The sequence below is a fragment of the Desulfobacterales bacterium genome (assembly GCA_034520365.1).
In the GTDB taxonomy this organism is placed as follows: domain Bacteria; phylum Desulfobacterota; class Desulfobacteria; order Desulfobacterales; family Desulfosalsimonadaceae; genus M55B175.
In genome coordinates, this window is record JAXHNP010000003.1 from 470,949 (window position 1) to 497,791 (window position 26,843).

The 26,843-nt window shown below is 53.9% G+C and carries 24 protein-coding genes; 10 read left to right on the forward strand and 14 right to left on the reverse strand.

Features of this window, described 5'->3' with window-relative positions:
• Positions 1-135: 135 nt before the first annotated feature.
• The 7 genes from U5L07_05445 to U5L07_05475 all read left to right on the forward strand — a co-directional run bounded on the left by U5L07_05445 (position 136) and on the right by U5L07_05475 (position 9,055).
• The gene (locus U5L07_05445) at positions 136-1,008 is read left to right on the forward strand and encodes a methylenetetrahydrofolate reductase (GenBank protein MDZ7831174.1); all 873 of its coding nucleotides are present in this window, start codon (positions 136-138) and stop codon (positions 1,006-1,008) included.
• A gap of 75 nt (positions 1,009-1,083) precedes the next feature.
• A complete protein-coding gene (locus U5L07_05450) occupies positions 1,084-5,538 on the forward strand; it encodes an FAD-dependent oxidoreductase (GenBank protein MDZ7831175.1) in 4,455 nt (1,484 codons plus the stop codon).
• Positions 5,535-5,972: a hydrogenase iron-sulfur subunit gene (locus tag U5L07_05455; GenBank protein ID MDZ7831176.1), complete on the forward strand. Its 438-nt coding sequence runs from the start codon at positions 5,535-5,537 to the stop codon at positions 5,970-5,972. Before U5L07_05450 ends, U5L07_05455 begins: the two co-directional genes overlap by 4 nt.
• 23 nt (positions 5,973-5,995) lie before the next feature.
• Positions 5,996-6,664, forward strand: a complete 669-nt coding sequence (locus U5L07_05460; GenBank protein MDZ7831177.1) for a methylenetetrahydrofolate reductase C-terminal domain-containing protein — start codon at positions 5,996-5,998, stop codon at positions 6,662-6,664.
• Positions 6,661-7,593, forward strand: coding sequence for a methylenetetrahydrofolate reductase (locus U5L07_05465; protein MDZ7831178.1), 933 nt, complete (start codon positions 6,661-6,663; stop codon positions 7,591-7,593). Before U5L07_05460 ends, U5L07_05465 begins: the two co-directional genes overlap by 4 nt.
• Positions 7,594-7,688: 95 nt before the next feature.
• Positions 7,689-8,081 carry a response regulator gene (locus U5L07_05470; protein MDZ7831179.1) on the forward strand — a complete coding sequence of 131 codons (393 nt, stop codon included), beginning with the start codon at positions 7,689-7,691 and terminating at the stop codon, positions 8,079-8,081.
• A gap of 95 nt (positions 8,082-8,176) precedes the next feature.
• On the forward strand, positions 8,177-9,055 hold the full coding sequence (locus U5L07_05475; GenBank protein ID MDZ7831180.1) for a hypothetical protein: 879 nt from the start codon (positions 8,177-8,179) through the stop codon (positions 9,053-9,055).
• Here the strand turns inward: U5L07_05475 and U5L07_05480 are convergent.
• Positions 9,033-10,568, reverse strand: a complete 1,536-nt coding sequence (locus U5L07_05480) for a response regulator (GenBank protein ID MDZ7831181.1) — start codon at positions 10,566-10,568, stop codon at positions 9,033-9,035. The genes U5L07_05475 and U5L07_05480 overlap by 23 nt on opposite strands.
• Positions 10,561-12,063 carry an ATP-binding protein gene (locus U5L07_05485; protein MDZ7831182.1) on the reverse strand — a complete coding sequence of 501 codons (1,503 nt, stop codon included), beginning with the start codon at positions 12,061-12,063 and terminating at the stop codon, positions 10,561-10,563. The genes U5L07_05480 and U5L07_05485 overlap by 8 nt, the downstream gene beginning before the upstream one ends.
• Before the next feature lie 236 nt (positions 12,064-12,299).
• On the opposite strand from U5L07_05485, the gene U5L07_05490 reads away from it, so the two are divergent.
• From U5L07_05490 to U5L07_05500, 3 genes are read left to right on the forward strand one after another with little or no spacing between them, the layout of a single operon-like run.
• Positions 12,300-13,583: a glycosyltransferase N-terminal domain-containing protein gene (locus U5L07_05490; GenBank protein ID MDZ7831183.1), complete on the forward strand. Its 1,284-nt coding sequence runs from the start codon at positions 12,300-12,302 to the stop codon at positions 13,581-13,583.
• A 3-nt stretch (positions 13,584-13,586) separates the two neighbouring features.
• On the forward strand, positions 13,587-14,333 hold the full coding sequence (gene kdsB, locus U5L07_05495) for a 3-deoxy-manno-octulosonate cytidylyltransferase (protein ID MDZ7831184.1): 747 nt from the start codon (positions 13,587-13,589) through the stop codon (positions 14,331-14,333).
• 30 nt (positions 14,334-14,363) lie between these two features.
• Positions 14,364-14,945, forward strand: coding sequence for an isoprenylcysteine carboxylmethyltransferase family protein (locus U5L07_05500; GenBank protein ID MDZ7831185.1), 582 nt, complete (start codon positions 14,364-14,366; stop codon positions 14,943-14,945).
• A gap of 22 nt (positions 14,946-14,967) precedes the next feature.
• Here the strand turns inward: U5L07_05500 and U5L07_05505 are convergent, their stop codons facing one another.
• The 12 genes from U5L07_05505 to U5L07_05560 form a co-directional block, all read right to left on the reverse strand.
• Positions 14,968-15,627 carry a hypothetical protein gene (locus U5L07_05505; GenBank protein MDZ7831186.1) on the reverse strand — a complete coding sequence of 220 codons (660 nt, stop codon included), beginning with the start codon at positions 15,625-15,627 and terminating at the stop codon, positions 14,968-14,970.
• The gene (lpxK, locus tag U5L07_05510; GenBank protein ID MDZ7831187.1) at positions 15,624-16,778 is read right to left on the reverse strand and encodes a tetraacyldisaccharide 4'-kinase; all 1,155 of its coding nucleotides are present in this window, start codon (positions 16,776-16,778) and stop codon (positions 15,624-15,626) included. The genes U5L07_05505 and lpxK overlap by 4 nt, the downstream gene beginning before the upstream one ends.
• A gap of 22 nt (positions 16,779-16,800) precedes the next feature.
• A complete protein-coding gene (gene lptG / locus U5L07_05515) occupies positions 16,801-17,886 on the reverse strand; it encodes an LPS export ABC transporter permease LptG (GenBank protein MDZ7831188.1) in 1,086 nt (361 codons plus the stop codon).
• 11 nt (positions 17,887-17,897) lie between these two features.
• Positions 17,898-19,088 (reverse strand): LPS export ABC transporter permease LptF, encoded by a 1,191-nt coding sequence (gene lptF, locus U5L07_05520; GenBank protein ID MDZ7831189.1) that lies wholly within the window; start codon positions 19,086-19,088, stop codon positions 17,898-17,900.
• Positions 19,089-19,103: 15 nt separating this feature from the next.
• Positions 19,104-20,891 (reverse strand): lipid A export permease/ATP-binding protein MsbA, encoded by a 1,788-nt coding sequence (gene msbA, locus U5L07_05525; protein MDZ7831190.1) that lies wholly within the window; start codon positions 20,889-20,891, stop codon positions 19,104-19,106.
• A gap of 24 nt (positions 20,892-20,915) precedes the next feature.
• The gene (gene lpxB, locus U5L07_05530) at positions 20,916-22,055 is read right to left on the reverse strand and encodes a lipid-A-disaccharide synthase (GenBank protein ID MDZ7831191.1); all 1,140 of its coding nucleotides are present in this window, start codon (positions 22,053-22,055) and stop codon (positions 20,916-20,918) included.
• 6 nt (positions 22,056-22,061) lie between these two features.
• Complete coding sequence (locus U5L07_05535) at positions 22,062-23,018, reverse strand: Gfo/Idh/MocA family oxidoreductase (protein ID MDZ7831192.1); 957 nt, start codon at positions 23,016-23,018, stop codon at positions 22,062-22,064.
• A 53-nt stretch (positions 23,019-23,071) separates the two neighbouring features.
• Positions 23,072-23,902 carry a UDP-2,3-diacylglucosamine diphosphatase LpxI gene (lpxI, locus tag U5L07_05540; protein MDZ7831193.1) on the reverse strand — a complete coding sequence of 277 codons (831 nt, stop codon included), beginning with the start codon at positions 23,900-23,902 and terminating at the stop codon, positions 23,072-23,074.
• 9 nt (positions 23,903-23,911) lie between these two features.
• Entirely contained in the window at positions 23,912-24,682 is a 771-nt protein-coding gene (lpxA, locus tag U5L07_05545) for an acyl-ACP--UDP-N-acetylglucosamine O-acyltransferase (GenBank protein MDZ7831194.1), read from the reverse strand.
• On the reverse strand, positions 24,679-25,122 hold the full coding sequence (gene fabZ, locus U5L07_05550; GenBank protein ID MDZ7831195.1) for a 3-hydroxyacyl-ACP dehydratase FabZ: 444 nt from the start codon (positions 25,120-25,122) through the stop codon (positions 24,679-24,681). The genes lpxA and fabZ overlap by 4 nt, the downstream gene beginning before the upstream one ends.
• 29 nt (positions 25,123-25,151) lie before the next feature.
• Entirely contained in the window at positions 25,152-26,204 is a 1,053-nt protein-coding gene (gene lpxD / locus U5L07_05555; GenBank protein ID MDZ7831196.1) for a UDP-3-O-(3-hydroxymyristoyl)glucosamine N-acyltransferase, read from the reverse strand.
• Positions 26,205-26,271: 67 nt separating this feature from the next.
• Positions 26,272-26,799 carry an OmpH family outer membrane protein gene (locus U5L07_05560; GenBank protein MDZ7831197.1) on the reverse strand — a complete coding sequence of 176 codons (528 nt, stop codon included), beginning with the start codon at positions 26,797-26,799 and terminating at the stop codon, positions 26,272-26,274.
• Positions 26,800-26,843 lie beyond the last annotated feature (44 nt).

The window sequence follows — 26,843 nt, forward strand, 5'->3', positions numbered from 1 at the left end:
TAAAAAATACCGTTTACAGCTATTGACAGTGTTATTTATTTTTAGTAATCAATGTAAGGTCTGATTTTCCATAATCCATTGGCATTTCTGAAATTATGACGCCTTGTCCATATAAGTCTCATCACCGGAGGGAATATGCAGCTCAAAAATAAACTCGCGGCCGGGAAATTTGTTCTGCTTGCTGAAATTGAACCGCCAAAAGGTGTGGATGTCACCCATATGCTAAACAGCGCGGGGAAAGCAAAAGAGGAGGTCAGCGCCTTTGTCATCCCGGAAATGAGCAATGCCGTGATGCGGATGAGCGCCCTGGGGGCGGCCATGATGGTTCAAACCAAACGCATGGAGACCATCATGCAGGTCTCATGCCGGGACCGAAACCGGATTGCCCTCCAGGCCGACCTTCTGGCTGCCTATGCCTGCGGTATCCAGAACATTATGGCGGTCACCGGCGAAGACCCCAGCTACGGGGATCATCATCAGGCAGCAGCCGTCTATGATATTGATATTGATCAGCTTTTGGGCGCCATTGCCGCATTGCAGACGGGAAAAGATATGGCCGGCATTGAACTTGACGGAAAGCCCTCATTTTTTGTCGGCGCTTTTGCCAATGCCGGGCTTTCCGGAAGCGAACTGGACCGGGAAATCGACGCGGTGAAAGGCAAAATCGATGCCGGTGTCCGGTTCCTGATCACCCCGCCGCTTTTTGACACCGAATCGATCCAGCCCTTTATCGAAAAACTGGACCGCCCGGACGTGTTTATTATTCCCACGGTCTTGCTCTTAAAATCCGTGGGCATGGCCCGCTATATGGCCCGCAACATGTCAAATGTCCATATTCCGGATGAGATGATCAAACGGATCCAGAAGGCGCCGGATAAAGCCCGGGAGTGCACGCGTATTGCCGCTGAAACGATAAGGGCGCTTAAATCCAAAGGATTCAGCGGCGCCTTGATCGCGACCATCGGCTGGGAAGATAAACTTCCGGAGATCATATCCGGAATTAAATAAGCGTTCCCGCAAAAGGGCCGCCAGAAAAATGGATGGCAAAACAATCTGCCGTCAAATAAAGCAGGAGTATCATTAATGACACAGCATTCGTCAAGCGAGCAATCCCCCCAACCCGTCGGATCTGTAATGGTGGTCGGCGGCGGCATCGCCGGCATGCAGTCCGCCATTGATCTGGCCAATTCCGGATATTACGTTTATCTGCTGGAAAAATCATCCGCCATCGGCGGCATGATGTCCCAGCTCGATAAGACATTTCCGACAAACGACTGTGCCATGTGAGTGATCTCGCCGAAACTGGTCGAGGTCGGCCGGCACTTAAACATTGAGCTTAAAACCGGAACGGAAATCATGGGACTGGAAGGCGAACCGGGCCATTTCAAGGCCCGAATCCGCCAGGAGCCCAGATATATCGACACATCAAAATGTACCTCCTGCGGGGAGTGCACCAAGGTCTGCCCCATTGAGGTTTCCAATGAATACGATCAGGGGCTGTCCACCCGCAAGGCCATTTACAAGAAATACGCCCAGGCCATTCCCGGGGCATATGCCATCAGCAAACGGGGCACTGCCCCGTGCAAGGCCACCTGCCCCGCCCATGTGAGCATTCAGGGCTATATCGCACTCATCAATGAAGAAAAATACGAGGAGGCGCTGAAACTCTTTAAGCAGGATCACCCGTTTCCCGGCATCTGCGGCCGGGTCTGCCATCACCCCTGCGAAGGCGTCTGCACCCGGAGCGACTATGATGAGCCGCTCGCCATCCGGGAGCTCCACCGCTTTCTGGCGGACTGGGAGAACAAGCAGGACAACCTTTACGTGCCGGAGATCCCTGAAGAGCGGACGGAAAAGATCGCGGTGATCGGTTCCGGCCCGGCCGGGCTTTCCGCCGCCTATTTTCTGCGGCGCCAGGGCTATTCGGTCACGGTTTTTGAAAAACTGCCCACCGCGGGCGGCATGATGGCCGTGGGTATTCCGGAATACCGTCTGCCAGGGGATATCCTGGCAAACGAGATCAAAGTGATCGAGGACATGGGGGTTGCCATTCAAACCGGGGTTTCCTTTGGTGAGGACATCACCCTTGACAGCCTGAAGGCGGATGGGTATTCCGCCGTATTCCTGGGCATCGGCCTGCACGGCGGCCGGAGCTTAGGCATTGAAAACGAGGATGCCGAAGGGGTCCTGCAGGGGGTTGATTTTCTGCGCGATGCGGCTATGGGCAAAGAAACGCCCCTCGGAAACGACGTCCTGGTGATCGGCGGCGGTAACGTGGCCATTGACGTGGCGCTTACCGCCAAACGAAAGGGCGCGGAGAACGTCAAGATGGTCTGCCTGGAGCGCCGTGAGGAGATGCCGGCCTGGGAGCATGAAATTGAGGACGCCCTGGAAGGTGAAATCGAGATTGTCAACAGTTTCGGGCCCAAATCCTTTTTTATTGACAAGAATAACCGGTTTTCCGGCATTGAATTTAAAACCTGCACAGCCGTGTTTGACGAAAACGACCGGTTTTCACCCCAATATGACGAGGATGCCTGCCAGTCCTTTTTCGGGGATACGGTGATCATCGCCATCGGGCAGAAAGCGGAACTCTCCGGCATTACCGAGCAAAACATCCCCCTTTCAAAACCCGGCGGCTTAGAAGCCGATCCGGTGACCCTTCAAACGCCCATTGAATGGGTATTTGCCGGCGGGGATGCGTTCTACGGGCCCAAGTCCGTTGTTGACGCCGTAGCCTGCGGCCGGGAGGCGGCTGAGAGCATTCACCGCTACATCAACGGCCTGGACCTTCACGAGAACCGGGAGAAAGACTGGACCTACGAGAAGCCGGATGTGATCGGCGAACCCCATAAGCCGCGCGTGCCGGTCCGCTGCCTGGACCCGGAAGCCCGGGAGTGCAATTTCCTGGAAGTCTCCTTCGGCTACGATGCGTCCGAGGCGCAAACCGAGGCTGACCGGTGCCTGAAATGCGGCATCTGCTCGGAGTGCTACCAGTGCGTGGATGCCTGCCTGGCCGAGGCCATTGATCACAGCCAGACGGTTCTGGAAGAAGATCTGGACGTGGGATCTGTGATACTGTGCCCGGGAAACGATGTGTTTGATCCCTCTGCCCTTGAGGATATCTACCACTACCAGAGCAGTCCCAATGTTGTCACCAGCCTTGAATTCGAGCGGTTCCTGAGCGCTTCGGGACCCACCATGGGCCATCTGGTCAGGCCTTCGGACCACACGGAGCCCAAGCGCATCGCGTGGCTCCAGTGTATCGGCTCACGCGACACCAACCGCTGCGGCAACGGCTACTGCTCATCGGTCTGCTGCATGTATGCGGTTAAAGAATCCATGATCGCCAAGGAACATTCCAAGGCGGAACTGGATGCGGTGATCTTTAATATGGATATCCGGACCTTTGGCAAGGATTATGAAAAATACTACCTAAGGGCCAAGGATGAGGCGGGCGTGCGGTTTGAAAAGGCACGGGTCCATACCATTGATGAAATCGGGGATTCGGGTAATCTGAGGCTCCGATATGCCAGGGAAAACGGGGAACTGGCGGAAGAAGAATTCGATATGGTGGTGCTCTCCGTCGGGCTCCAGGTTTCCGAATCCACTATTGAAAATGCGCGGCGCTTAGGCGTTGAACTGGATCGGTACAATTTTGCGGTGACCTCCCCGTTTGAGCCGGTCTCCACCAGCCGGCCGGGCGTGTTCGCCTGCGGGGTTTTTCAGGGGCCCAAGGACATCCCGAGCTCGGTGACCGAGGCCAGTGCGGCGGCCTGTGCGGCGGGCAGAAACCTTGCCGAGGGACGGTTTTCAAAAACCAAAACGGTTGAAATACCTGAAGAAATTGACGTTTCCGGCGAGGCGCCGCGCATCGGGGTCTTCGTCTGCGACTGCGGCATCAACATTGCCGGCGTGGTGGATGTGCCGGCCGTTCGGGAATATGCGGAAAGCCTGCCCAATGTGGTCTATGCCGGGGAGAACCTTTTTACCTGCAGCCAGGATGCCCAGGATCAGATGAAGGAGACCCTCAAGGAATATAATATCAACCGCGTGGTGGTCTCCTCCTGCACACCGAAGACCCATGAGCCGATTTTCATGGACACGTTGGAAAAATGCGGCATCAACAAGTATCTCTTTGAAATGGCCAACATCCGGAACCAGGACTCTTGGGTCCATGCGAATGACCCGGAAAAAGCCACCCAAAAGGCCAAGGAACTGGTACGCATGTCCGTCGCCCGGGCCGCATCACTAATGCCCCTCAAGGAGCGGCAGATCCCGGTGACCCGCCGGGGTATGGTGATCGGCGGCGGGGTCGCCGGCATGAATGCCGCCTTAGGCATTGCGGACCAGGGCTATGAGGTGGTGCTGGTGGAAAAAGAGGCGGAACTGGGCGGACTTGCCAACCGGCTGACCCAAACCATCGAAGGCGCGGACATCCCGGCCTATATTGCGGATTTAAGCCAGCGGGTCAAAAATCATCAAAATATCCAGGTGCTCACCAACTCCCTGATCGTCGATTTCTCAGGCTTCAAGGGCAACTTTAAGACAGAAGTTCTGGTGGGGCCGGGTATGTATGAGCGAAAAATCGACCACGGCGCTCTGATCCTGGCCACCGGCGCAGACGAATATCAGCCCGGGGAATACCTTTACGGTGAGAACCCGCATGTGCTGACCCAGATTGAGCTGGGGGCAAAGCTTGAGGAAGAGGGGGCCGCCGATAACCTCGATCAGGTGGTGATGATCCAGTGCGTGGGCTCAAGAAACGAGGAAAACCCCAACTGCTCGCGCATCTGCTGCCAGAGTGCGATTAAAAACGCCATTCATATCAAAAAATTAAATCCCGATACCCAGGTCTACATCCTTTACCGGGATATCCGGACCTACGGGCTGCTGGAAGATTATTATACCGAGGCCAGAAAACTGGGGGTGATCTTCTCCCGGTTCGACCCGGAAAATCCGCCCCAGGTGACATCCCTGGATAATGGCGTATCGGTGACTTTCCATGACCATATCCTGGACCGGGAGCTTACCGTGGATGCCGATATGCTGGCCCTGAGCACCGGCATGCGGGCGGCGGACACGGAAGAACTCGCCTCGATCATGAAGCTTGGCAAAAACCCGGAGAACTATTTTATTGAGGCCCATGTCAAGCTAAGACCTGTGGACCTGGGGACCGAAGGCATTTTCGTCTGCGGCACGGCCCACAGCCCCAAACTGATTTCCGAATCCATTTCCCAGGCATATGCCGCCGCCGCCCGGGCCACCACCTTCCTCGCCCAGCCGCACTTGACACTGTCCGCGGTCACGGCCAGGGTGGATCCGGATAAATGCGCGGCCTGCCTGATATGCGTGCGTACCTGCCCCTACGGGGTACCGCGCATCAATGAGGAAGGCGTCAGCGAAATTGACGACGCCCTTTGCCAGGGCTGCGGCGCCTGCGCTGCGGAATGCCCGGCCAAAGCCATTGAGCTCTCCTGGTACGAAGACCAGCAGCTCCTTACCAAAGTTGATGCATTACTGGAGGATATCCTATGACCGAAGATTTTGAACCCACTATCGTGGCCTTCTGCTGCAACTACTGAGGATATTCGGCTGCGGACCTGGCAGGTTCGATGCGACTGAATTATCCCACCAGCATCCGGATTATCCGGGTGCCCTGCACCGGTAAGGTGGATGTGATTCACATCCTGCGCGCCCTTGAAAAAGGCGCTGACGGCGTGGCCGTGGTTGGCTGCATGGAGGGGGACTGCCACTTTAAAACAGGCAATTTCAGGGCCAGAAAACGTGTGGAGCAGGCCCAGAAATTGCTCGATATTGTCGGGACCGGCGGTGAACGGGTGCAGATGTACAACCTCTCCTCCGGCGAGGGGCCCCTGTTTGCCCGATATGCCGAAGAGATGTATGAAAATGTTAAGGCCCTGGGGCCGAATCCGATCAAAAAACATAAGCGTAAAAAAGATGCTGCATAAAATATAAATAGTGAGGTCAATCCATGATTGTCGCGGATAAAAAACCGATTGAAGAAATTATTGAACAAATCAAGGACTGCGGAAAAACCTTGATCCTGGGCTGCAATGAGTGCGTTACGGTCTGTGAGGCCGGCGGCAAAAAAGAGGTCGGGGTTCTGGCCTCCGCCCTGCGTATGTATTTCCTAAACCAGGGCCAAGAGGTAAAAATTGATGAAATCACGCTGGAGCGGCAGTGCGACCATGAATACCTGGAAGAAATCCGGGATGCGGCGGATCAATATGACGCCATTGTTTCTCTGGCTTGCGGGGTCGGGGTTCAGTTTATGGCCGAAAAATATCATTCCCAGCGCATCTACCCCGGCGTCAATACTTGTTTTCTTGGCGCTACCGAACAGCGGGGCCTCTGGACCGAGCGCTGCCAGGCCTGCGGCACCTGCATTCTGGCCTATACCGCAGGGATTTGCCCGATTTCCCGCTGCGCCAAACGGCTTTTAAACGGCCCCTGCGGCGGCTCCTCAGACGGCAAATGCGAAATCAATAAAGAACTGGACTGTGCCTGGCAGCTGATCATTGATCGATTGAAGGCGTTGGGCAGACTTGAAGATTATGAAAAACTTTTTGAAATAAAGGACTGGTCGACAGACAGGGCCGGCGGGCCCCGCAAAGTGGTCAGGGAGGATGTACAAATATGAGCGATACAGCGCGGAGCAAACTACAGCGGATCCTATCACAAGGCCATCTGGCCGTCACCTCGGAATGCGGACCGCCCCGCGGCAGTGATCCGGAAGCCATCAAAAAAAAGGCGGAAATGATTAAGGACCACGTGGACGCGGTCAATATAACGGACAACCAGACTTCTGTCACCCGGCTCTGCAGCCTGGCGGCCTGCATCCATTTGAAACTTATGGGCGTTGAGCCGGTGCTGCAGATGGTCACCCGGGACCGAAACCGGATCTCGATACAAAGCGATATTTTAGGGGCGGCTTCTTTTGATATCCCGAATATGCTCTGCCTGTCCGGCGACCACCAGAGCTTCGGTGACAGCGCCCAGGGCCAGAATGTCCATGACCTGGACTCCATGCAGTTACTCCAGACGGTCCGCCAAATGCGCGACGAGGGAAAATTTCTGGGCGGCGCCGAGATTAAGCGGCCGCCGAACATGTTTGTCGGAGCGGCGGCCAACCCGTTTGCCGATCCCTTTGAAATCCGGGTGCCGCGGCTGGCAAAAAAAGTTGCGGCCGGGGCGGAATTTATTCAGACCCAGTGCATCTACAATCTGGATAAGTTCGAAAAATGGATGAAGGGTGTGGTCGACCGGGGGCTTCATGAAAAAGTGTATATTCTGGCCGGTGTGACCCCGTTTAAATCCGCAGGCATGGCCAAGTTCATGAAAAACCGGGTGCCGGGCATGGATGTGCCCGATGATGTGGTCAAACGCATGGCCGATACCCCCAAGGAGAAGCAGGCTGAAGAAGGCATTAACATCTGCATCGAGAGCATTGAGCGTTTAAAAGGCGTTGAAGGGGTCCGCGGCTTTCATATTATGGCCATTGAGTGGGAGGAGAAGGTGCCGGAAATCGTTGAGCGCGCCGGATTGCACCCCCGACCACAAATTGATTGATTCATTGCCCGAGATTATATAGAATATACTCAAAACATATAACCAGCAGCCCGAGGTATCCATCCCCGACATCTGGCGCGAAAAGGAGGGAAAAGATGTCCGATAAAAAAAGAATTCTTGTTGTTGATGATGAACCGGATTTTGTCTCGATTGTGAAAAAGAACCTCGAAAAAGCGGGCTTTGACGTGGAAGTGGCCTATGACGGCGTGGAAGGTATGGAAAAAGTTCAGGCAAACCCGCCGGATGCGATTGTTCTGGATGTGATGATGCCTGAAAAAGACGGATATAAGGTTTGCTCGGAGCTCAAACGGGATGAGAAATATGCCGATATACCGATTCTGCTGCTGACGGCCGTGGCGGATCATGTCTCCTCCACCCGTTACTCCCACTATGACGGCATGAGCACCGAAGCCGATGACTACCTCCCCAAACCGGCATCAGCCGAGGATATTCTGGATTCTGTTCAAAGCCTGCTGAATATGAGCTGATCATATCATGCCGGCGATTCACAAATGCACCAGTAATAAATCGCTGCCGCTGGAGACACAGCCGATCAGGGTGACCCAGCGGCGTTATCTTTTTTATGAATGGATCTAACAGCGCCGTTCTGCCCCCTTATCAGCCTATGCCCACGCCAACCAACCAATTTCACCGCGTGTTTTGTATCATCAGCGATGAACGGGTCTTTGCCTCTAAATCGCCGGCGGTATTTAACCGGGTAATGACCAAGGCCGGGATCAACGGGACCTATGTGCCTTTTCAAGTGAGCCCCAAATCCCTCGGGGACGCCGTTCGAAGCCTTAGAACGCTAAATATTACCGGCGCCAATATTGCCGTTCCGTATAAGGAGGCGGTGATCCCCTATGTGGACGTGCTCTCCGAGAGCGCCAATATTATCGGGGCGGTAAATACCATTGCCATGGCCGGCGATCAACTGAAAGGCTATAACACCAATGCCATCGGCATCATGGATGCTCTGGAGGATCTCGATTTTAACCCGGCCGGCAAAAAGGCGTTAATCCTGGGCGCCGGGGGCGCGGCCAGGGCGGTGGCCTTTGTGCTCAACTGGCTGAAGGCGGAAACCATATACATTGCCGGCAGAAATGCCCCCAAAACCCGAAATGTGGCCAGCCGCGTGCGCGGGGTACCGCTTTCTTTAGAAGATCTGGCCACTGATGAGTTCCCGGCCCAGATCCTGGTCAATGCCACCACGGTCTCCAGTACGGCGGAATCCCCTGAAATGGCCGATCTTGCCCAAAAGCTGAATATCTCGGGCGGAGAACTAATCTTTGACCTAAACTATGGCCGGCAGCCAAATATCTGGCAAGCTCTGGCCGAAAGCCGGGGCCTTCGTTTTATGGACGGCCTGCCTACCCTGATCCATCAGGCCCGTAACAGCCTGGCCCTCTGGACCAACATTGATGTGAGTGTCGAGGATTTTAGAAATGCACTGACGGATTAGCCGCGTCCGCATCCGTCTCGGCCGGTGTTTCCAAAGGCAGGTATACGGTAAAAGTGGAACCGCTCCCCGGCTCGCTGTCAATCTCGATTTTTCCGCCCATACTGTCCACCAGCCCTTTCACAATGGGCAACCCAAGTCCGGTGCCCGTGATTTGGCGGGTGTGTTTATCCTTCACCCGGTAGAATCGCTCGAAAATTTTGTCCTGATGCCGCTTTTCAATGCCAAAGCCGGTGTCCGAAACCGCCACCCTGATCTGTTTGTCCACGGTTTCCACCGTAAGGGTGATTTCCCCGCCTGAGGGCGTGTAATTGATGGCATTGGTGGCCAAATTACCGAAAATGCTCTCCAGGGCCATGGGATCCGCCGTTATCTCCGGAATGGGCGAATTTCCCGTATTAAATGTCAGGGTCTGGCCTTTGCCGTCTGCCCGGCTCTTCATGAAATCAACAATGCTCGAGAGAAGTTCCGTAATCCGGACCGGCTTTTTATTTTCCGTCAGCGAACCGGCCTCGATTCGGGATAAATCGAGCAAATCGCCGATTAATGAAATCAGGGCATTGGTTTTTTCCTTGGCCCTTTCAATGAGGTCCTGGCCAACCTCGGACTCCTCTGAGGTCATGTCTTTTAACACGGTGGCCAGCTGCTCGTGAATGGTGGACAATGGCGAGCGGAGTTCATGGGAGACTTTGGCCACAAACTCGGATTTTAGCTGATCGAGCATTTTAAGGCTTGTAATATTGGACAGGGTAACCACCGCGCCGATGCACTCGTTTTTTTCATTCATAACCGACCGGCCCCGGGCCAGCAGGTATTTATTATCCCCCACGCATAGCTCATAGCCCGGGACCTCGCCATCCAGACTGTATTCGCCGATGGAAAGCTGCCGCACAAACTGGCAGAACCCGTCATCTGTCACGCAGGCATCAATTGACTCGCCCGCTTCCGGATCTTTTTCGAGTTCCAGGCTTTGCAGAAAGGCCGGGTTTTTTAACACCACCTCGCCGTCCGGATTGGTAACCACCACCCCGATGGGCAGGGATTCGATGATGGTCCGGGTCCGGCTTTTCTCCCGGTCCAGATCCATCAAGGTCCGCGCCCGTTCCGCCTGCAGCGCTTCGGCTTCCCGGGAAAGCCTGATTTTCTCGATGGCCCGGTTGACCACGATCTTTAGATGATCCGGCTCAAAGGGCTTGGGGATAAAATCATAGGCCCCCTGCTTCATGGCATTGATGGCGGTTTCAATGGTGGCATAGCCGGTGATAATGATCACCACCACCCGATCGTCAATTTCGCGAATCCGCTGGTGAAGCTCCATGCCATCCATGCCGGGCATTTTCAAATCCAGAATGGCAATTGAAACGGGCTCGGTCTTTAAAATATCAAGGGCCTCCTCCCCGTTTTTGGCGGTTAAAACCTTATTGCCCACCCGGGAGAGGACCCGGTCCACACCTTCCCGGATGCTTCGCTCATCATCGACCACCAGAATATTATATTGATCCGCTGAATCAGCCAATTTTGTCCTCACTCTCCTCCATTTCCGCTACCGGGAGTTCAATATGAAACGTAGCCCCCCCGCCAGCCTCGCTTTCCGCCCAAACCGTGCCGCCATGACTTTCAAGAATCCCGTAGACCATGCTCAAGCCCAGGCCGGTTCCTTTTCCCTGGTCTTTGGTGGTATAAAAAGGTTCAAAAATATGGGGCAGAACATCTTCGGGAATCCCCGGCCCGGTATCCGCGATTGAGACGCGAACCGTTTGGTCTTGTGCAAAATACCAGGTTTGGATGCTCAAAATGCCGCTGCCTTCCATGGCATCCGCGGCATTTAGCACAATGTTCATGATCACGTGATTTAACTGCTGAACATCACCGCTCACAGGGGGTAAATTCTCGGCAAGGGATTCCTCGATTTTAATGTTGTGAAAAATCGATTGATTTTCCAGCAGAAATATGGTGCGGGAGACAATCTCATTAATATCCTGGGGCTGCATTTCCTGACTGGTCTGGCGGGCGAACTCGAGCAGTTCCTTGACCGTCTCCTTCGCCCGTTCCGAATCATCCAGCACGCGTTTTAAGTCTTCCATGGCCTCAGCGGGCAGGTCGTATTCCTCCATTACCAGTTTGGTATAAAGGATGATGCCGCTTAAGGGATTGTTCAGCTGATGGGCCACGCCTGCCGCCATTTTGCCGAGGGAGGCCATTTTCTCCGCCTGGAGGAGCTGCACCTGGGTTTTTTCCAGTTCCTTCTGCATTCGGATTTCATCCCGGCGGTCATGGAAAAACCCGATGGTGGCCACCTGCTCCCCATTGGCATCATAGACGATGGAGGCGTTCAGACTGATGGGGATGGTTTCGCCATTTTTATGCTGACCGTTGATGCGGTAGGATTTTAACTTTCCGACCCCGCCGTACTCCTCGCTCAAAAGCATCTGCATCACCTCCCGGGCCCCGTCGCCGGGATAGACATCCCGGATGGTGATTTCATTTAGCGCCTCTTCCCTCGTATACCCCGTAATTTGTTCCGCCGCCTCATTAAATATCAGTATCCGGCCCTTGATGTCCGCCGCGATGACCGCATCTACCGCACTGTTAAGAAGGTTTCTCAAAAAGGCATTGGATTCAAGCCGTTTTTGCTCCATATGCTTTAATGCCGGCAGGTCAAAATCCAGCATGACCATGAATTCCACCTCATCCCCCTGGATAACGGGATAGGAAAACAAACACAGGTTCTCATCAAAATTAAACGAATTGTCCATATGATCATATCGAAGCGATGCTTCACCTGTGTGCCTTACTTCATCCGCCGGACAATGGAAACAGGGACGATCCCAGTCGAGCAGGGCTTTATAACAGGTCCGGCCGATCAAAGACGCGCGCGGATTGGCCTGCAGGGCGGTTGCGTTGGCCGCCAAAATCGTGTGATCCGTGGAAATAATGATAATCTTTCGGTTGAACGCATCAATGGCGTCCAGCAGATATTTTTTCTCTTCTTCCGTGCGATTGGCCACCATATTAAAGTCCGGAATGCTAAAGGGTTAAGGGATATGTAGAGAAAGTACCTGATGAAACACTGTTAGTCAAGGAGAACCCTGTGCATGAAAGCCCCATCAAGGCATGCCCGGCGTCTGCCCACCGGCAGTGCCGGCAAGGAACCCGGCGCCGGCATATTTATGTTGCAAGGACTTTTAAAGACATGATATCCCGGTTGGCAATATCTCATGATTAGACAGGCCATGATATCCAAAAAATGCAGAAATCTTTATTTGCCCTATATAATGCGGGATGGCGGCTGGCCAGACCGCTTCTTAAACTAACCCCCCGTCTGAAAGACGGATATGCCGAACGTATGCTTAATCCGGCCCCGTCCGGCCCGGTGGATATCTGGATTCAGGCCGCATCGGCCGGTGAAGCCTATCTGGCCGAGACCCTGATAAAGGCGCTGCCCGGCATCCGGCCGTTGGACATACGGGTCAGCACCAATACGCGGCAGGGCATGGAAATTCTGGAAAAAACGATTCCGCTCATCCGCGAAAAACGGCCGGAACTAAATATCCGGGCCGGCTATTTCCCCTTTGACCAGCCGGCCATTATGGATGCGGCTGTCCGGCAAATCGATCCGAAGGCTATGGTGCTGCTGGAGACCGAATTGTGGCCGGGGCTTTTATACGCATTGCACAAACACGACAGCCAAATCCTTATCATCAATGCCCGGATGACCCCGAAGAGATTGAAGCGCTATCTGATGATTCCCGACTTGTGGCGCGCATTGGCCCCGGATCGGGTGCTCGCCATCTCCCGGGCGGATGCGGACCGATTCGCCGGACTCTTCGGCCGGGAGATTGTTGATGTTATGCCGAACCTCAAGTTTGACCGGGTCCAACTGGATGAACCATCCGATGAGAAATCCGCTGACCTATCCCATCTGCTTCCCGCCAATGCCCCATTTCTGGTATTGGGCTCTATCCGGCAGGAAGAAGAGGCGGATATCATAAAAATAATCGACGAACTGAGCCGGCGGTTCCCGGATCTGGTGATCGGCATTTTCCCCCGCCACATGCACCGGCTTTCGGCATGGGTGCAATACCTGAAAAAACTGCAAAGGCCCTGGGTTCGCCGGTCCTCCCTTGGCACTGAGGCGGCCGAACCCGGCACGATTATCCTATGGGATGCGTTTGGGGAATTAAATGCCGCCTATGCCAGGGCCACGGCTGTTTTTGTGGGCGGAAGCCTTGCGCCGCTGGGCGGCCAGAACTTTCTGGAGCCTTTGATCCATGGCGTGGTTCCGGTGATTGGGCCGTCCTGGGAAAATTTTGCCTGGATCGGGCCAAGTGTTTTTACGCAGGGCCTGGTGCATAAAACGCCGCACCGGCAGGCGGCTGCCAACGCATTGATGCGGCTGGTGGCCCATCCCCCGCCCAAAGATAAACTCCGGGCCATGGCCGCAGATTATATCAAAACGCGACAGGGCGGCAGTGAACAGGCCGGCCGGGTGATCATGCAAACCCTTAAAAACGATTCACGGAGCCATTAGAAAATGACAGAAAAACCGGCCGGCTACGGTATTATCCCGGCAAGGTATGACTCCAGCCGATTTCCGGGCAAACCCCTGGCGGATATCTGCGGAAAGCCCATGTTCTGGCATGTCTATTCGCGGGCAAAAAAATGCCCTGATATCACGGATGTCTATCTGGCAACAGATGATGAACGGATTGCCGGGGCGGCTGAAAATTTGGGGGTGCCGGTGGTGCTCACCCGCCCGGATCATCCCAGCGGAACAGATCGGGTGTATGAGGCGGCAACAAAATTAAACATTCCGGCCGGGGATGTGGTAATCAACATCCAGGGGGATGAGCCGGTTTTGAACCCCTTGATGCTTGCCGAACTGATCCGGCCCTTTGAAGATTCCAAAGTCTTTGTTACCACCCCGGCCCGCGAGATGACCCCGGAAGCCGCCGAAAGTCCGGATCGGGTCAAGGTTGTGTTCTCCCATGCCAACGACGCCCTTTATTTTTCCCGGGCCCGCATCCCGTTTCCCCGGGAAGGGGGACAGGCCCGATTTTACGGCCATATCGGCATGTATGCCTTTCGCATGGCGGCCCTGGAAAAATTCGTCGCCCTTCCACCCGGCCGGCTGGAAAGCATTGAAAAGCTTGAGCAGCTGCGGCTGCTTGAAAACAATATTCCGATTCGGATCGTGATAACTGAATACGAGAGTCTAAGTGTGGACCGGCCTGAAGATTTGGAATCGGTCATCCGTCACCTGACAAAACTTTCGGCGTAAACCGCTAAAACGCCCTTTTAAGGAGAGCATATGGCATTTCATCAGGTTAATGAGTTCTTTAACAGCCGAAAGGTGCGAAAAACTTTTCTAAAACTCAGATACCCGCTGTTTCTGGTGCTGCTGGGGCTTCTGCTCACCCAGCTCAAACCCCAATGGTTTATCCCCGGGCTGATTGTATCCATACTTGGCGAAATCATTCAGGTGTGGTGTTTTTCAACCATTAAGACCCAGAAGCAGCTGACCCGGATCGGGCCTTATATGTTTGTCAGGAACCCCATGTATATCGGCCGGTTTTTTCTTATCTTCGGCATCCTGATGATGACCGGCAATATCTGGATATTGATCGCCTACACCATCCTTTACTATTTCTACATGGTCAACCGCGTCCGGCGGGAAGAAAAAAAGCTTAGTGAAATATTCGGGGCAGACTATGAAAAATACTGCCAGACCGTGAACCGCTATATACCCAGCCTAAAAGCCGTTAACCCGCAGAAACTGCTGTCCGTGTCATCCATGAGTTTTTTCCAGAACAATGCCCATTGGAACATCCTGCTGGTCCTGATCTGCTATATTATTTTATTTTGCGCAACCTTTGTCTGGCCGATCGGCTGATTGGACAGGACAAAACGGTCAATCAGGACCGTGGGGCTTTGCGGGTGCCCAGCGGATAGCCCCGGAGCACCCATAGAAACCGTTTTTTACCAAATTCCGTAAGCCTCTGCTTCCGCGCTGCATCCATGGTTTCGGGTTTTTTGAGCTGCCACAGCTTATAGACACCGGATAAATCGATTTCTTTCAAAAGGCTATGAAAATTCCGGGGGATCCGGTCCAGATTCAGACTGGACTGAAAATCAAGGAGCGCCGGCCGGACGCCATCGGTGATTAACACATTGCGCCGGTTTCTGATATCCAGATGCACCATATTCCGTTCATGCATCGCCTCCACCACCCGCTCAAGCTGCTTGAAAAAGGCCGCATCAATCATTTCGGCCGGGGTGTCCCGAAGCGTGCTGCCGGGGATGTAGTGATACCCAAGGGCATAGGCATCCATCATAAATGGGGATTCCGGAATTCCCGGAATCCCGGACAGGGTATAGAGGGCGCGGAATTCCCGCTGGATTAAAAATCGTCCCCATGTTTTGCGAACCATCGGGGTGCATGGCAGAAAATCCTTGACCACCCACGCCCTGTCTTTTGTCTGATACAGATAAAGGTCCGCATTGGCCCATCTGCCCTTGCGCAGCACGCTGCACCCGTCTGTGGCTAAATCCTCTCGAATCAAGGGCTGATTCATGATGCATCCGTTTGACGAATAACAAGCCGGGAATTCAGAGAATTATTGATAAACCCCCACAATGCATCCCGGTCAGGTCCAAAATCCATATAAATGCCGATAACCACGAGAGCCACCGGCGCTTCCAAACCGTTTTGAAGCCGGGCATAGTCTTTTTGGGTGGTAAGCAGATAATCCACCGACAGATCCGCGGCGCACCTTACAATCCGATGCCAGTCTGATTCAGTGTAATAATAATGATCCGGAAATTCCAAAAAGTCAACCAGGCTGCCGGCCATTTCCGCGATCATCCGCTGAAACTCCGTGCTTCTGGCAATCCCGGAGAATCCCAATACCCTGGCAGAACGCAGAAATCGAAAATCCGCTGACTCGGCCGGATGGTACATATCAGTCGTCAGATCGCGCCCCGCTTTGACGATGCCGTATACATACGGCCGATTGACGGACCGGAATACCGGGATGCGGGGAGCTATCTGAGATATTTCCGCTTCAAGCAAGGGTGCCGGCCGCACCGACCGGGTCAGCACCACGGCATCGGCCCGGGCCAATGCCGCCATGGGCTCCCGCAAAATCCCCCGCGGCAGCAGATATCCGTTTCCAAACCCCACGGCGGCATCCACCAATACCAGATCCATATTTCGGCCCAGCCGTCGATGCTGAAACGCATCATCCAGGATAATGACATCCGGAGAAAACCGGGCGATTGCGAATTTCCCCATGGCATAACGGTCCGCTCCCACAAGAAACGGCACATGCCTTAGCTGGTTGGCCATCATAAACGGCTCATCCCCGGCATCGACCGGTCCCAGCAGAACATTTCTGCCATCACTGACAACCCCGCCGGTTTTTTCGCTTTTCCCTTTGTATCCCCGGCTGATGACCGCCGGGGAGTACCCGGCCTGAACCAATATCTCCGTCAGATAGAGAGTCATGGGGGTTTTGCCGCTGCCGCCCGCCGTCAGGTTGCCCACGGATATGACCGGGCGGGGCAGCCGGTGCTGCCTCAGCCTGCCATTATCATAACCTTTATTGCGAATGCGCATAATGCCGCCATAGATGCGGGATAAAAGCCATAAGGTCTTCTCCAAAGCACTCCGGTTACCCGCGGCTGAGTTCTGCATGCAGGCCTGCACCCGCTGCTGGATTCGCATAAAAATCTGAGGACTGCTTTGGCTACTCAAGGTTTAACACCATCAATCCGGCAATGCAGAAAAAAATCAAATTGGCCATCCAGGCGGCAAGCCACGGCGGGAGAAGCCCTCCGTAGCCAAGCGACAAACAGAGGCTGTAAAGGGACCAATAGACGAATGCGGTCACAACCCCGTAGGCAAAACTGATCGCCATACCCTCCCGGGTTTTTCCCCTTAAGGCAAGGGCTGAACCGATTAAGCACATGATCAGACAGATAGCCGGAAACGCGGTTTTGGCATAGAGATCCACTTTGGATTTGGTGGCATCATAGCCCTCCCGCTCAACTTTCTGAATATAGCGATGCAGCCGGTTAAACCCCATTTCCTCGGCGCTTCTGGCCACCCGCTTTAAATCCGCCGGCGAAAAATTGAGGGCCGCTTTTTTCTCGTCAAAAAAAGAGACATCAGAAGTCTGCTCTGCTGTTTCAAAATACTGGATCATGCCGGAATAAAAAATCCACTGCCCATCCCGGTATTCCCCCCGCTTGGCATCAATCCGCCGGGTCATATGGAATTCTGAATCGAAAACCATCATGGATACCCCGTAAATCACGTTTGCCGCCGGATGGAAATGCTGAATATTGGTAATTCCCCGGTGATGACGCAGCCATATATTTTTTCGCTGTGATGCGACCATCGCCCGGCTGCCGGGTGCTTTTTCCTTCTCCAGTTGATGCGTCCGGGCAATGGTTGCGGGGACAACAGCCTCGGAAAAAATAAAAAGCCCCCCGCTGAATAAGAGTCCGATTACCACAACAGGCAGCAGCAGATACTTCAGGCTCACCCCGGAACTCTTTAAGGCGACGATTTCATTGTGTTTTGACATCAAACCGAATGTCACCAGCACCCCCAGCAATACGGCCACCGGCGTGATCTGGGAGATGATCAGAGGCAGCTTATAGCCGAAATAGAGCACCATCTCCAGCGGCCGCAGATCCGCCGCCATCAGATTGTCCACCTTTCCGAAAACATCAATGGAGAGGTAGATGGCAATCACCATGATCAGGACAACACCGAAAAATTTAAAGAACATCCGGCTGATATAGCGATGGATGATGGTCATGGGCATCCGGATACCTCTTATTTTTCCCGGGAATACTTGATAAAAATGCCGATCAAGCGGTTTTTGACGCTGCGGATCGCTTGCCCCAGCCAGATCGGTTGGTCTTTGGCGGCTTTGACAAGCAGATACACACCGCATCCGCCCATAACGACATTCGGGACCCACATTCCGATAACAGGCGGATAGATGCCCGCCTCGCCCATCACCATTCCGGCGGATAGCAGCAGGTAATAAATTAAGAAAGCAAACAATCCGATGCCCAGCCCGGCCGACCGGCGGGATGAGGCGGAGCGCACCCCAAGGGGCACGGCCAAAAGCGCCAATGCAATACTGGCGGCGGGGATGGAAAACTTTTTATGAAACTCCAGCAAGACGGAATAATAGCGGGGGGACGAGGATTGATGGCTCTTTAGATAAGCGGTGAGCTCAGAAAGGCTCATCTCTTTTTCGTCTTTTCTGCCGCCTTTAATATCCGAGACCATGCTCTTAAAATTCAGCTGCAGATCATAGGTATCAAACCGAATGGTATGGGCGGATCGTTCATCCAGATCCACCCGATTGATCATGCCTTCATAAAGCCGCAGCACAAAGCTGTATTCTTCCGCCCCGCTGAAGATATGGCCCTTTGGGGCCACCACTGTGCTGCTCATACCCGCCTTGCGCTGGTCCTCAATAAAAACATCCTCAAGCATCCGGTTCTTTAAATCGACCTGGTTCACGTAAAAGGTCACATCGTCAAAACTGTCGTTAAACTGTTTTTCCTTCAGGCCAATATTGAAATTCGAGCGGGCCGCATCCAGGGCCAGCATTTTATGGGCATGGCTGCCCCAGGGCATCCCGTAAACGGCCATAAAAGCGGTTAAGATGGCGCAGAAAACGCCAAACACCAAAACCGGCGGCAGCAGCTGGTAGAGGCTCACCCCCCCGGCTTTTAATGCGGTGATTTCATTGTCGCCGGACATTCGCAAAAAACTCAGCAGAACGCTCATCATCACGGCCATGGGAATAATATAGACCAGAAAATACGGCATGGAATAGATCAGCATGAGGCCAAACGTCATGATCCCCACCTGGTAGTTGACGATGAGGTTGGTGATCTCAAGAATCTGCTGCATCAGAAAAATAAAGGAAAAAAACACCAGGCTGAGGACAAAGGGCGGGATCAGCTCTTTTATCAGATATCTATGGATTATCGTATTAAATCTCATGAGGGGTATGCCACCCTATGCCATTGCCCCTTTTGAAGAGGCATCGGCCGGGGCTTCGGCAAACTGCATTCTGTAGAGGTTGTAATACTCTCCTTTGCGGGCAAGCAAGTCCGAATGGGTTCCCTCTTCAACGACTTTCCCGCCCGCCAGGACAATAATACGATGGGCATAATGGACGGTTGACAGGCGGTGCGCAATCACAAAGGAGGTTCGGCCTTGCATCAGATTTTCCAGGGCCTTCTGAACCAGCCGCTCCGATTCGGTATCCAGCGATGCGGTGGCCTCATCCAGAATCAAAACCGGGGCGTCCTTTAGTAAGGCCCGGGCGATGCACATCCGCTGCTTTTCCCCGCCGGAGAGCCGGCTGCCGAGTTCTCCGATATTGGTATCCAGTCCATTGGGCAGAGATCTTATAAAATTAAGAATATAGGCCGCCTCAGCCGCCGCCTCAATGTCGCGATCCGATGCCGCTGTATTGCCGTAGGCGATATTGGCCCGGATGGTATCATTAAACAAAATAGGCTCCTGGGTCACAATGGCAATTTCTCGGCGAAGATTTTTAATAGATATATTGCGGATATCTATGCCGTCAATTTTAACAGCCCCGGCGGTCACATCATGGAACCGGGGGATCAGATTGACCAGGGTGGTTTTACCCGCGCCGCTGGCCCCGACAAGGGCCAGAATTTCGCCCGGAGAAACCGTTAAGTTGATGTCCTGCAAGACCGGAGCCTCGCCGTTATAGGCGAATGAGACGTTTTCAAATGCGATCCGGTGAGATTGCCGCCGCAGTTCTTTTGGCACCGCCGGCTCCTGAATATCCGGTTCGGTTTCCAGGATTTCAAAAATCCGGTCGGCTGCGGCAAGCCCCTGCTGCATGGTATTATTGAGTTTACTCAGCTTTTTGACGGGGGGGTAAAGGAGCATGACAGCCGTCATAAAAGAAAAAAAGGTCCCCGGTGTGGAAGTCCCGTTAATCACGCCGTAGCCGCCATACCAGATCACCAGCGCGATGCCGACGCCGCCGAAGGCCTCCATGACCGGCGAGGTCAGCGCCCGGGCCCGAATCGATTTAATTTCAAACCGAAAAACCTTCTGATTTTTTGCATAAAAATTTTGTTTTTCGTAAGGCTCCATGCCGAATGCCTTGACAATTTTATTGCCGGCAAAGGTTTCATGCAGGAATGCATTTAAATCGCCCATGGATTCCTGACTGCGGGTGGAAAACCGCCGAACCCGGCGGCCGAACTTGACCACCGGAAAAAAGGCGCCGGGCAGCACAAAAATGGCGATTAATGCGAGCTGCCAGTCCCGATAGAAGATAACCCCGACCAAGCCTATGATGGTGAATACATCCCGCAGCGCCCCGGTGATCGCCCCGGAGACCATATTTTTGATAATGTTGACATCATAGGTGATCCGCGACATCAGTCCGCCGGTTTTCTGGGACTGAAAAAACGATATGGGCAGGTCGATGATCCGGTCATACAGGCTGTCGCGAAGCTGTTTGATGACCGTTTCGCCCACATAATGCATTAAAAACTCCTGCCCGTACATGCCGGCCCCGCGCAACAGATAAATAATGATAATCAGCGCGGGCATGAGCTTTAACATGAACTCGTTTTTATTGAGAAAAACATCATCTAACACGGGCTTGACGATAAATGCGGTGGCCGAGGTGGTGGCGGCCACCACCACCATGCAGATCATGGCCAGAATCAGCTTGGCCCACTGATCCTTTAGATAGGCAAGCAGCTGCTGGTTTCGTTTCCGGATGACCTGTTTTCGATTTTTATCTGCCAATTCAGTGCCCAAGGGGTTATCCAATCAGTCAAGCATATTCAATGCGATATCCGCGGTTCGCTCGGCAGCGCCGGGGGTGCCCAGGCGATGGCGCACGGTTTTCAATTTCTGCCGGATCTTCTGCATCCGCTCCGGGCGGCTTAAAATATCGCCTGCCTCCCGGGCGATAGCCGCCGGGCTGGCCGCCTCCTGGATAAGTTCGGGCACAACCCGCTCATCGGCAATAATGTTGACCAGACCAATGTGATTGACATTGACCAGCGCCCGGCCCAGGCTGTAACTGATGGCCGAAATCCGGTAGATAATGATCATGGGAACACCGAAAATGGCGGTTTCCAGAGTCACGGTGCCTGAGGCGGCCAGAACAAGGCTGCTGTTTTCAAATACCCGACGCACCGATCCGCCCACTTGCTCGATACCTACATTTTTCCTGTAAGGATCAATTATTTGAGACATCCATTGCCGGTCAATTCCCGGGGCAATGGAAATCAAAAACCGGATATCCGGGAAAGCCTCCCTGATCCGGGTGGCAGCAGCCAGCATGACGGGGAGATTTTTTTCGATTTCACTGCGCCGGGACCCCGGCAGGATGCCAATGGCCCGGGCTTTTTGGCCGTCGATTTCAAATGCGGTATCATGCTCGGTGTAATAATCCAACAGCGGATGCCCCACAAACGTCGCCGCTACATTATGCTTTTGATAAAAATCCTGTTCAAACGGCAGGATTACGGCCATCTGATCCACATACCGCCGGATCTTTTCAATGCGCCCGGCGCGCCAGGCCCAAAGCTGGGGGCTGATATAGTAAAGCACGGAAAGTCCCTGCTTTTTGGCAAGTTTGGCGATATGCAGATTAAAATCCGGAAAATCAATCAGAATCACCAGATCGGGCCGCCTGCGCTTAAATATTTTCTTAATCGCCGAAATACCGGCGAACACCCTGGGGAGTTTGGATATGACCTCGGTAATACCAACCACCGAAATCTCATGGGCCTCCATCAAAAGCTCGACCCCCTGGGCTTTCAGCCGCTCACCGCCGATGCCGCAGAAATATATATGCGGATCTCTTTGCCGCATGGCGCCAACCAGATGCGCCCCGTGAAAATCCCCGGAGGTCTCCCCGGCAACAATCAGCACACATTTCTCTCTTTCAGGTACGGTCATAGCCAATCATCCCATGAACCGGCGGCTGGACTCCCGGATTTGGCGGGTAATACTTAGCGCAAGATTCAATGCCTCCCGGCCCATACGGCCGGAAACTTCCGGTTCACTCCGCGTGCTGACCGCATCCAAAAACGAAAGGATTTCATCGCGCAGGGCATCGCCCTGCTCAAAGCTCAACTCTTCCATCTGCATCCCCGGTACCGGCGCGCTTTCCCCGTCTTCACCGGGCCAGATATGCATAATTGATCGGTTGGCAAAATCCAGGGATAAATATCCGTCCCTTTGGAAAACCCGGATTTTGCGTTCGCTTTTACTTGAAATCCGGCTGGCCGTGACATTGGCCACCGCCCCGTTTTCAAACTCCAGGTGCGCGTTGGCGATATCCACGTGACCGGATACCACCGGCGCGCCCATGGCATGGGAATAGGCGATTTCCGAGCGGACAAAGGTTAATATGATATCGATATCATGGATCATCAGATCCAGCACGACGCTTACATCCGTTCCCCGGGGCTGATAGAGACTCAACCGGTTGGACTCAATAAAAATGGGCTGTTTAACGATATCCTTGACCGCTTTCACCGCGGGATTGAACCGCTCCAGATGGCCGACCTGCAGGATAAGACCCTTTTTTGCGGCAATCTCAACCAGCTCATCCGCCTCGGCGATGGTGGTGGTCATCGGCTTTTCAAGCAGCACATCAACGCCGTTTTCCAGAAATACCTTGGCGATTTGATAATGATAGGGGGTGGGAACAACGATGCTCACCGCATCCACCCGGCCCAGAAGCTCCCGGTAATCGGTCATCGCCCGGGTATCATGCTTGTTTGCAATGCTATCAGCCTGCTCCGGGTCTGTATCCACAACCCCGACCAGCTCCGCGTGTTCGGCGGCAGCGAATTTTTCTGCGTGAAATTTGCCGAGGTACCCGACGCCGACCACCCCGGCCCGAATTTTATCCATTATTTAAATCCCTTAACTAATAATTGACTGATAATTACAGGAAATAGAAGCACCTATGCGCCCGGCGCATCCGGACGATTTAAGGCGACGATTGAAATCTTGTTCCGGTTGGCCAGGGCAACCATATCGGATTGATCAAAAACCAGTGATTTGCCGGCGTCAATGACCAGCACCGACACGCCGGCCGCACTCATGGTTCGGATGGTCTCCGAGCCCACCGCTGGTACGTCAAAGCGAAAATCCTGGATCGGCTTGCATACCTTGACCACCACGGCATTGCCGTTGGCCAGTCCGCCGCCGCGGCGAATGGTGCTGTCCGTGCCGTCAACCGCCTCAACCGCCAAAACGGAGCCGTTGGCCACCACCACGCATTGGCCGATATCAAGCTTGCCGATGGCTTTTGCCATCTTCCAGCCCAGCTCGATATCCGGCTGCTCATCCTTTGTCGGGGCGCGCCGGGTCCAGCAACCCTCCTGCGCAAGCAATTCCGGGAGCAGAAAGGTCGACGGCCGAATGTAGATACCCTCATCCTCAAGCGCCTTGGCAAACAGCCGCAGCACCCGGTCATCATGGGAGTTTTTCCGCATGCCGGCATAAAGCGAGATGGCCTTGAGATCCGGACGAATCTCGGCAATGGAGCCGGGCTTTTTAATCGCCCCGATCATGAGCGCATCGGTTATCTGGTGGCTCTTGAAAAACTTTAGCAGCCGCTTGATCTGACCGATATAGATTATTTCCAGCGCCTCAACCCGGTCGGCGAGCGCGGGATCGGTCTCGTCGTGATAGCCCACCGCATATACCCGGTAGCCTTTTTCCCTGGCTTTATCTGAAAAAATCAGCGGAAACGGTCCGCTTCCGGCGATCAGACCAATGCGCTGCCCCATTGCGATTAACTACCTTGTAATGCCCCGTTGGGTGGACTTGATGAAGTGAACCAAATTTAAGACTTCAGGGGTATTTTCAACCTCGGCCAGTACGCGCTCCACTGCCTCATTGACCGTCAGCCCGATCCGGAAAATAATCCGGTAGGCCTTTTTCAAACTGGACAAAGTATTTTCTGAAAATCCGTGACGTTTCAGCCCCACTTTATTCAGCCCGTGGAGCATGGCGCGATCGCCGGCGGCAATCACATAGGGCGGGATATCCTTGACCACCGCGGATTTTCCGCCGATATAGCCGTAATCCCCGATCCTCACAAACTGGTGGATCGCCACCAAACCGCCGACGATCACATAGTCGCCGATGGTGATGTGGCCGGCAAGTGTCGCATTATTGGCGAGAATCACCCCTCTGCCGGTTTTGCAGTCATGGGCGATATGGGTGTAGGCCATTAAAAAATTATCCTCGCCCACCTCGGTCACCCCGCCGCCGAATTCCGTGCCCCGGTTTAATGTGGCAAACTCCCGGATAATGGTATTTCGCCCGATTTTGAGATAGGTCTTCTCGCCCTTGAATTTGACCGCCTGCGGCACCGTCCCTATGGAGGCATACTGGAATATCTGGCACCCCGGCGCAATTTCAACATAGGGGTCAATGGTGACATGCGGGCCGATCACACAGTTGGCGCCGATGGATACGTTGTCCCGGATAATGGCGAATGGTCCAACCTCTACTGTTTCATCAATTTCCGCCCCCGAATCCACAATTGCCGTCGGATGTATCATTGGTCTCCTCCGATTACCGCCATAAGGTTCGCCTGTGCAACCTGATGGTCTTCGACATCGGTTTTGCCGGCCATCTTGATCACATTTGACCGGTGCCTCATGATTTCAATCGTAAATATCAATTGATCGCCCGGCAATACCGGCTTTCTAAACCTTGCCCCGTCAATGCCGGCAAAACAAATCTGATCCTTATCAATTTCGGGCAGGGTTTCATATAAAAGCAGTGCCCCGCTCTGGACCATCCCCTCGACCACCAGCACACCGGGCATTATCGGTTTGTCCGGGAAGTGCCCCTGAAAAAAGGGCTCATTGATGGATACATTCTTTAGTGCGACAATCCGCTGGTTGGGAGTCACCTCCAGGACCCGATCCACGAGAATAAACGGGTACCGGTGGGGAAGCACGGAGAGAATTTTCCGGATATCATATGCTGGGATCATTTCATGAAGCCCTGCGCCAATCGGTTAAATCACCTGTTGTCATTTTGTCCGGTATCATCGCTGCCGGTGAGATTTTTGACAGCCGCCTCAAGCTTTTCAATCCGTTTTTTGAGATCCGGCAATCGCGGAATGATCCGGTGGACTTTGAGCCACTGCCGGTGCGGCATCTCCGGCGTACCGGAGACCACCCGGCCCGCCTCCACAGATCGCGTGACCCCGGCCTGGGGCCCGATGGTGGCAAAATCGCCGATTTGGATATGCCCGCCCACCCCGGCCTGCCCGGCCAGGGTCACATTTTTTCCCACGGTGGCGCTGCCGGCGATCCCGACCTGGGCGACGATCAGGGAATTTTCCCCGATGGTTACATTATGGCCGATATGGACCTGGTTATCGGTTTTTACCCCCTGCCTGATCCAGGTGCGGCCGAAGGTCGCCCGGTCAATGGTATTGCAGGCCCCGATTTCCGCATCATCGTCAATCTGAACAATACCCACCTGCGGAATTTTAAAATGCCGCTCCCCGTCCGGGACAAAGCCGTAGCCGTCACTGCCGATCACCGTTCCGGAATGAATAATCACCCGGCAGCCGATACAGCAGTTAGCATAGATCACTACATTCGGATAGACTTCTGTGTCATCCCCGATCCGTACACCATCTCCCACCACGACCCCGGGATGGATCCAGACCCGGTCACCGATCGCTGCTTTGTCGCCGATGACCGCTGCCGGGCCTATGGAGACATCCCGGCCGCACTGAAAATTATCCCCGATACAGGCCCTTGGGCTGATGCCGGCGGCCGGCCGGGTTTTCGGATAAAACCAGTGCAATGCCCGGGCAAACGCCAGACGCGGTGAATCGGAATAGACCAGATTGGCTGAAACACAATAAGTGTCCCCGCGCGGAACAATAACCGCGGCAGCGGCTGAATCATCAATTTTTTTGAGGGTTTTGGCGTTTTCCGCAAACGTGATCTCATGAGGCCCGGCCGCATCAAAGGGCGCGATGCCGCGGATCACTTGGCGGCCATTGCCGGCCAGCTCCCCGCCGATGATATCCACCAGATCGGCTAGCGCAATCTCCATGTCAAATAACCTCCGGCGGGCTTATAAAAAAGGCCATCCCATAGTTTTTGGCAAAGCCCCGAATTTATCACGAGTCCGAATATGTGGCGTTATATTTTTCAATCAGCCTGTCTGTTATGTCAATGGAGTTAGGATAATAAATGGCCGCGCTTTTTTCGATGATCAGCAGATACCCCTCCTCCTTTCCGATCTCCTCGGCCAATGAAAAGATCTCGGTCTGAAGCTTCTCAAGCAGCTTGGTCTCAAGCTCCCGCAGCTCGGATTGATACTTTTTCTGCTTGGATTGAAAATCATACTTTTTAATATCCAGTTCCCGCTGTTTTTCCTCGCGCTTTTTCCGGCTCATCACCATGGACTCGCGGTCTAGCTGCTCCCGCAGCTTTTCGATTTCAGTGCCGAGTTCCCGGATATCACTTTCCATTTCACGCCCCTTTTTCTGGAGCTGCGCCTGGATGTCTTTACCCGCCTCGGATTCCGTAAGAATCCGCTGAAAATCCACAATGCCGATCTTTGCCACATCCGCTCCCCATGCCGGGACTGCGCACACAGCCGCCACTGCTATACATGCAAAAACGGAGACAATCACTCGCTTCATATTTCCCCCTTATTTTCAAAGTATTCCACTAATACCTAATACCT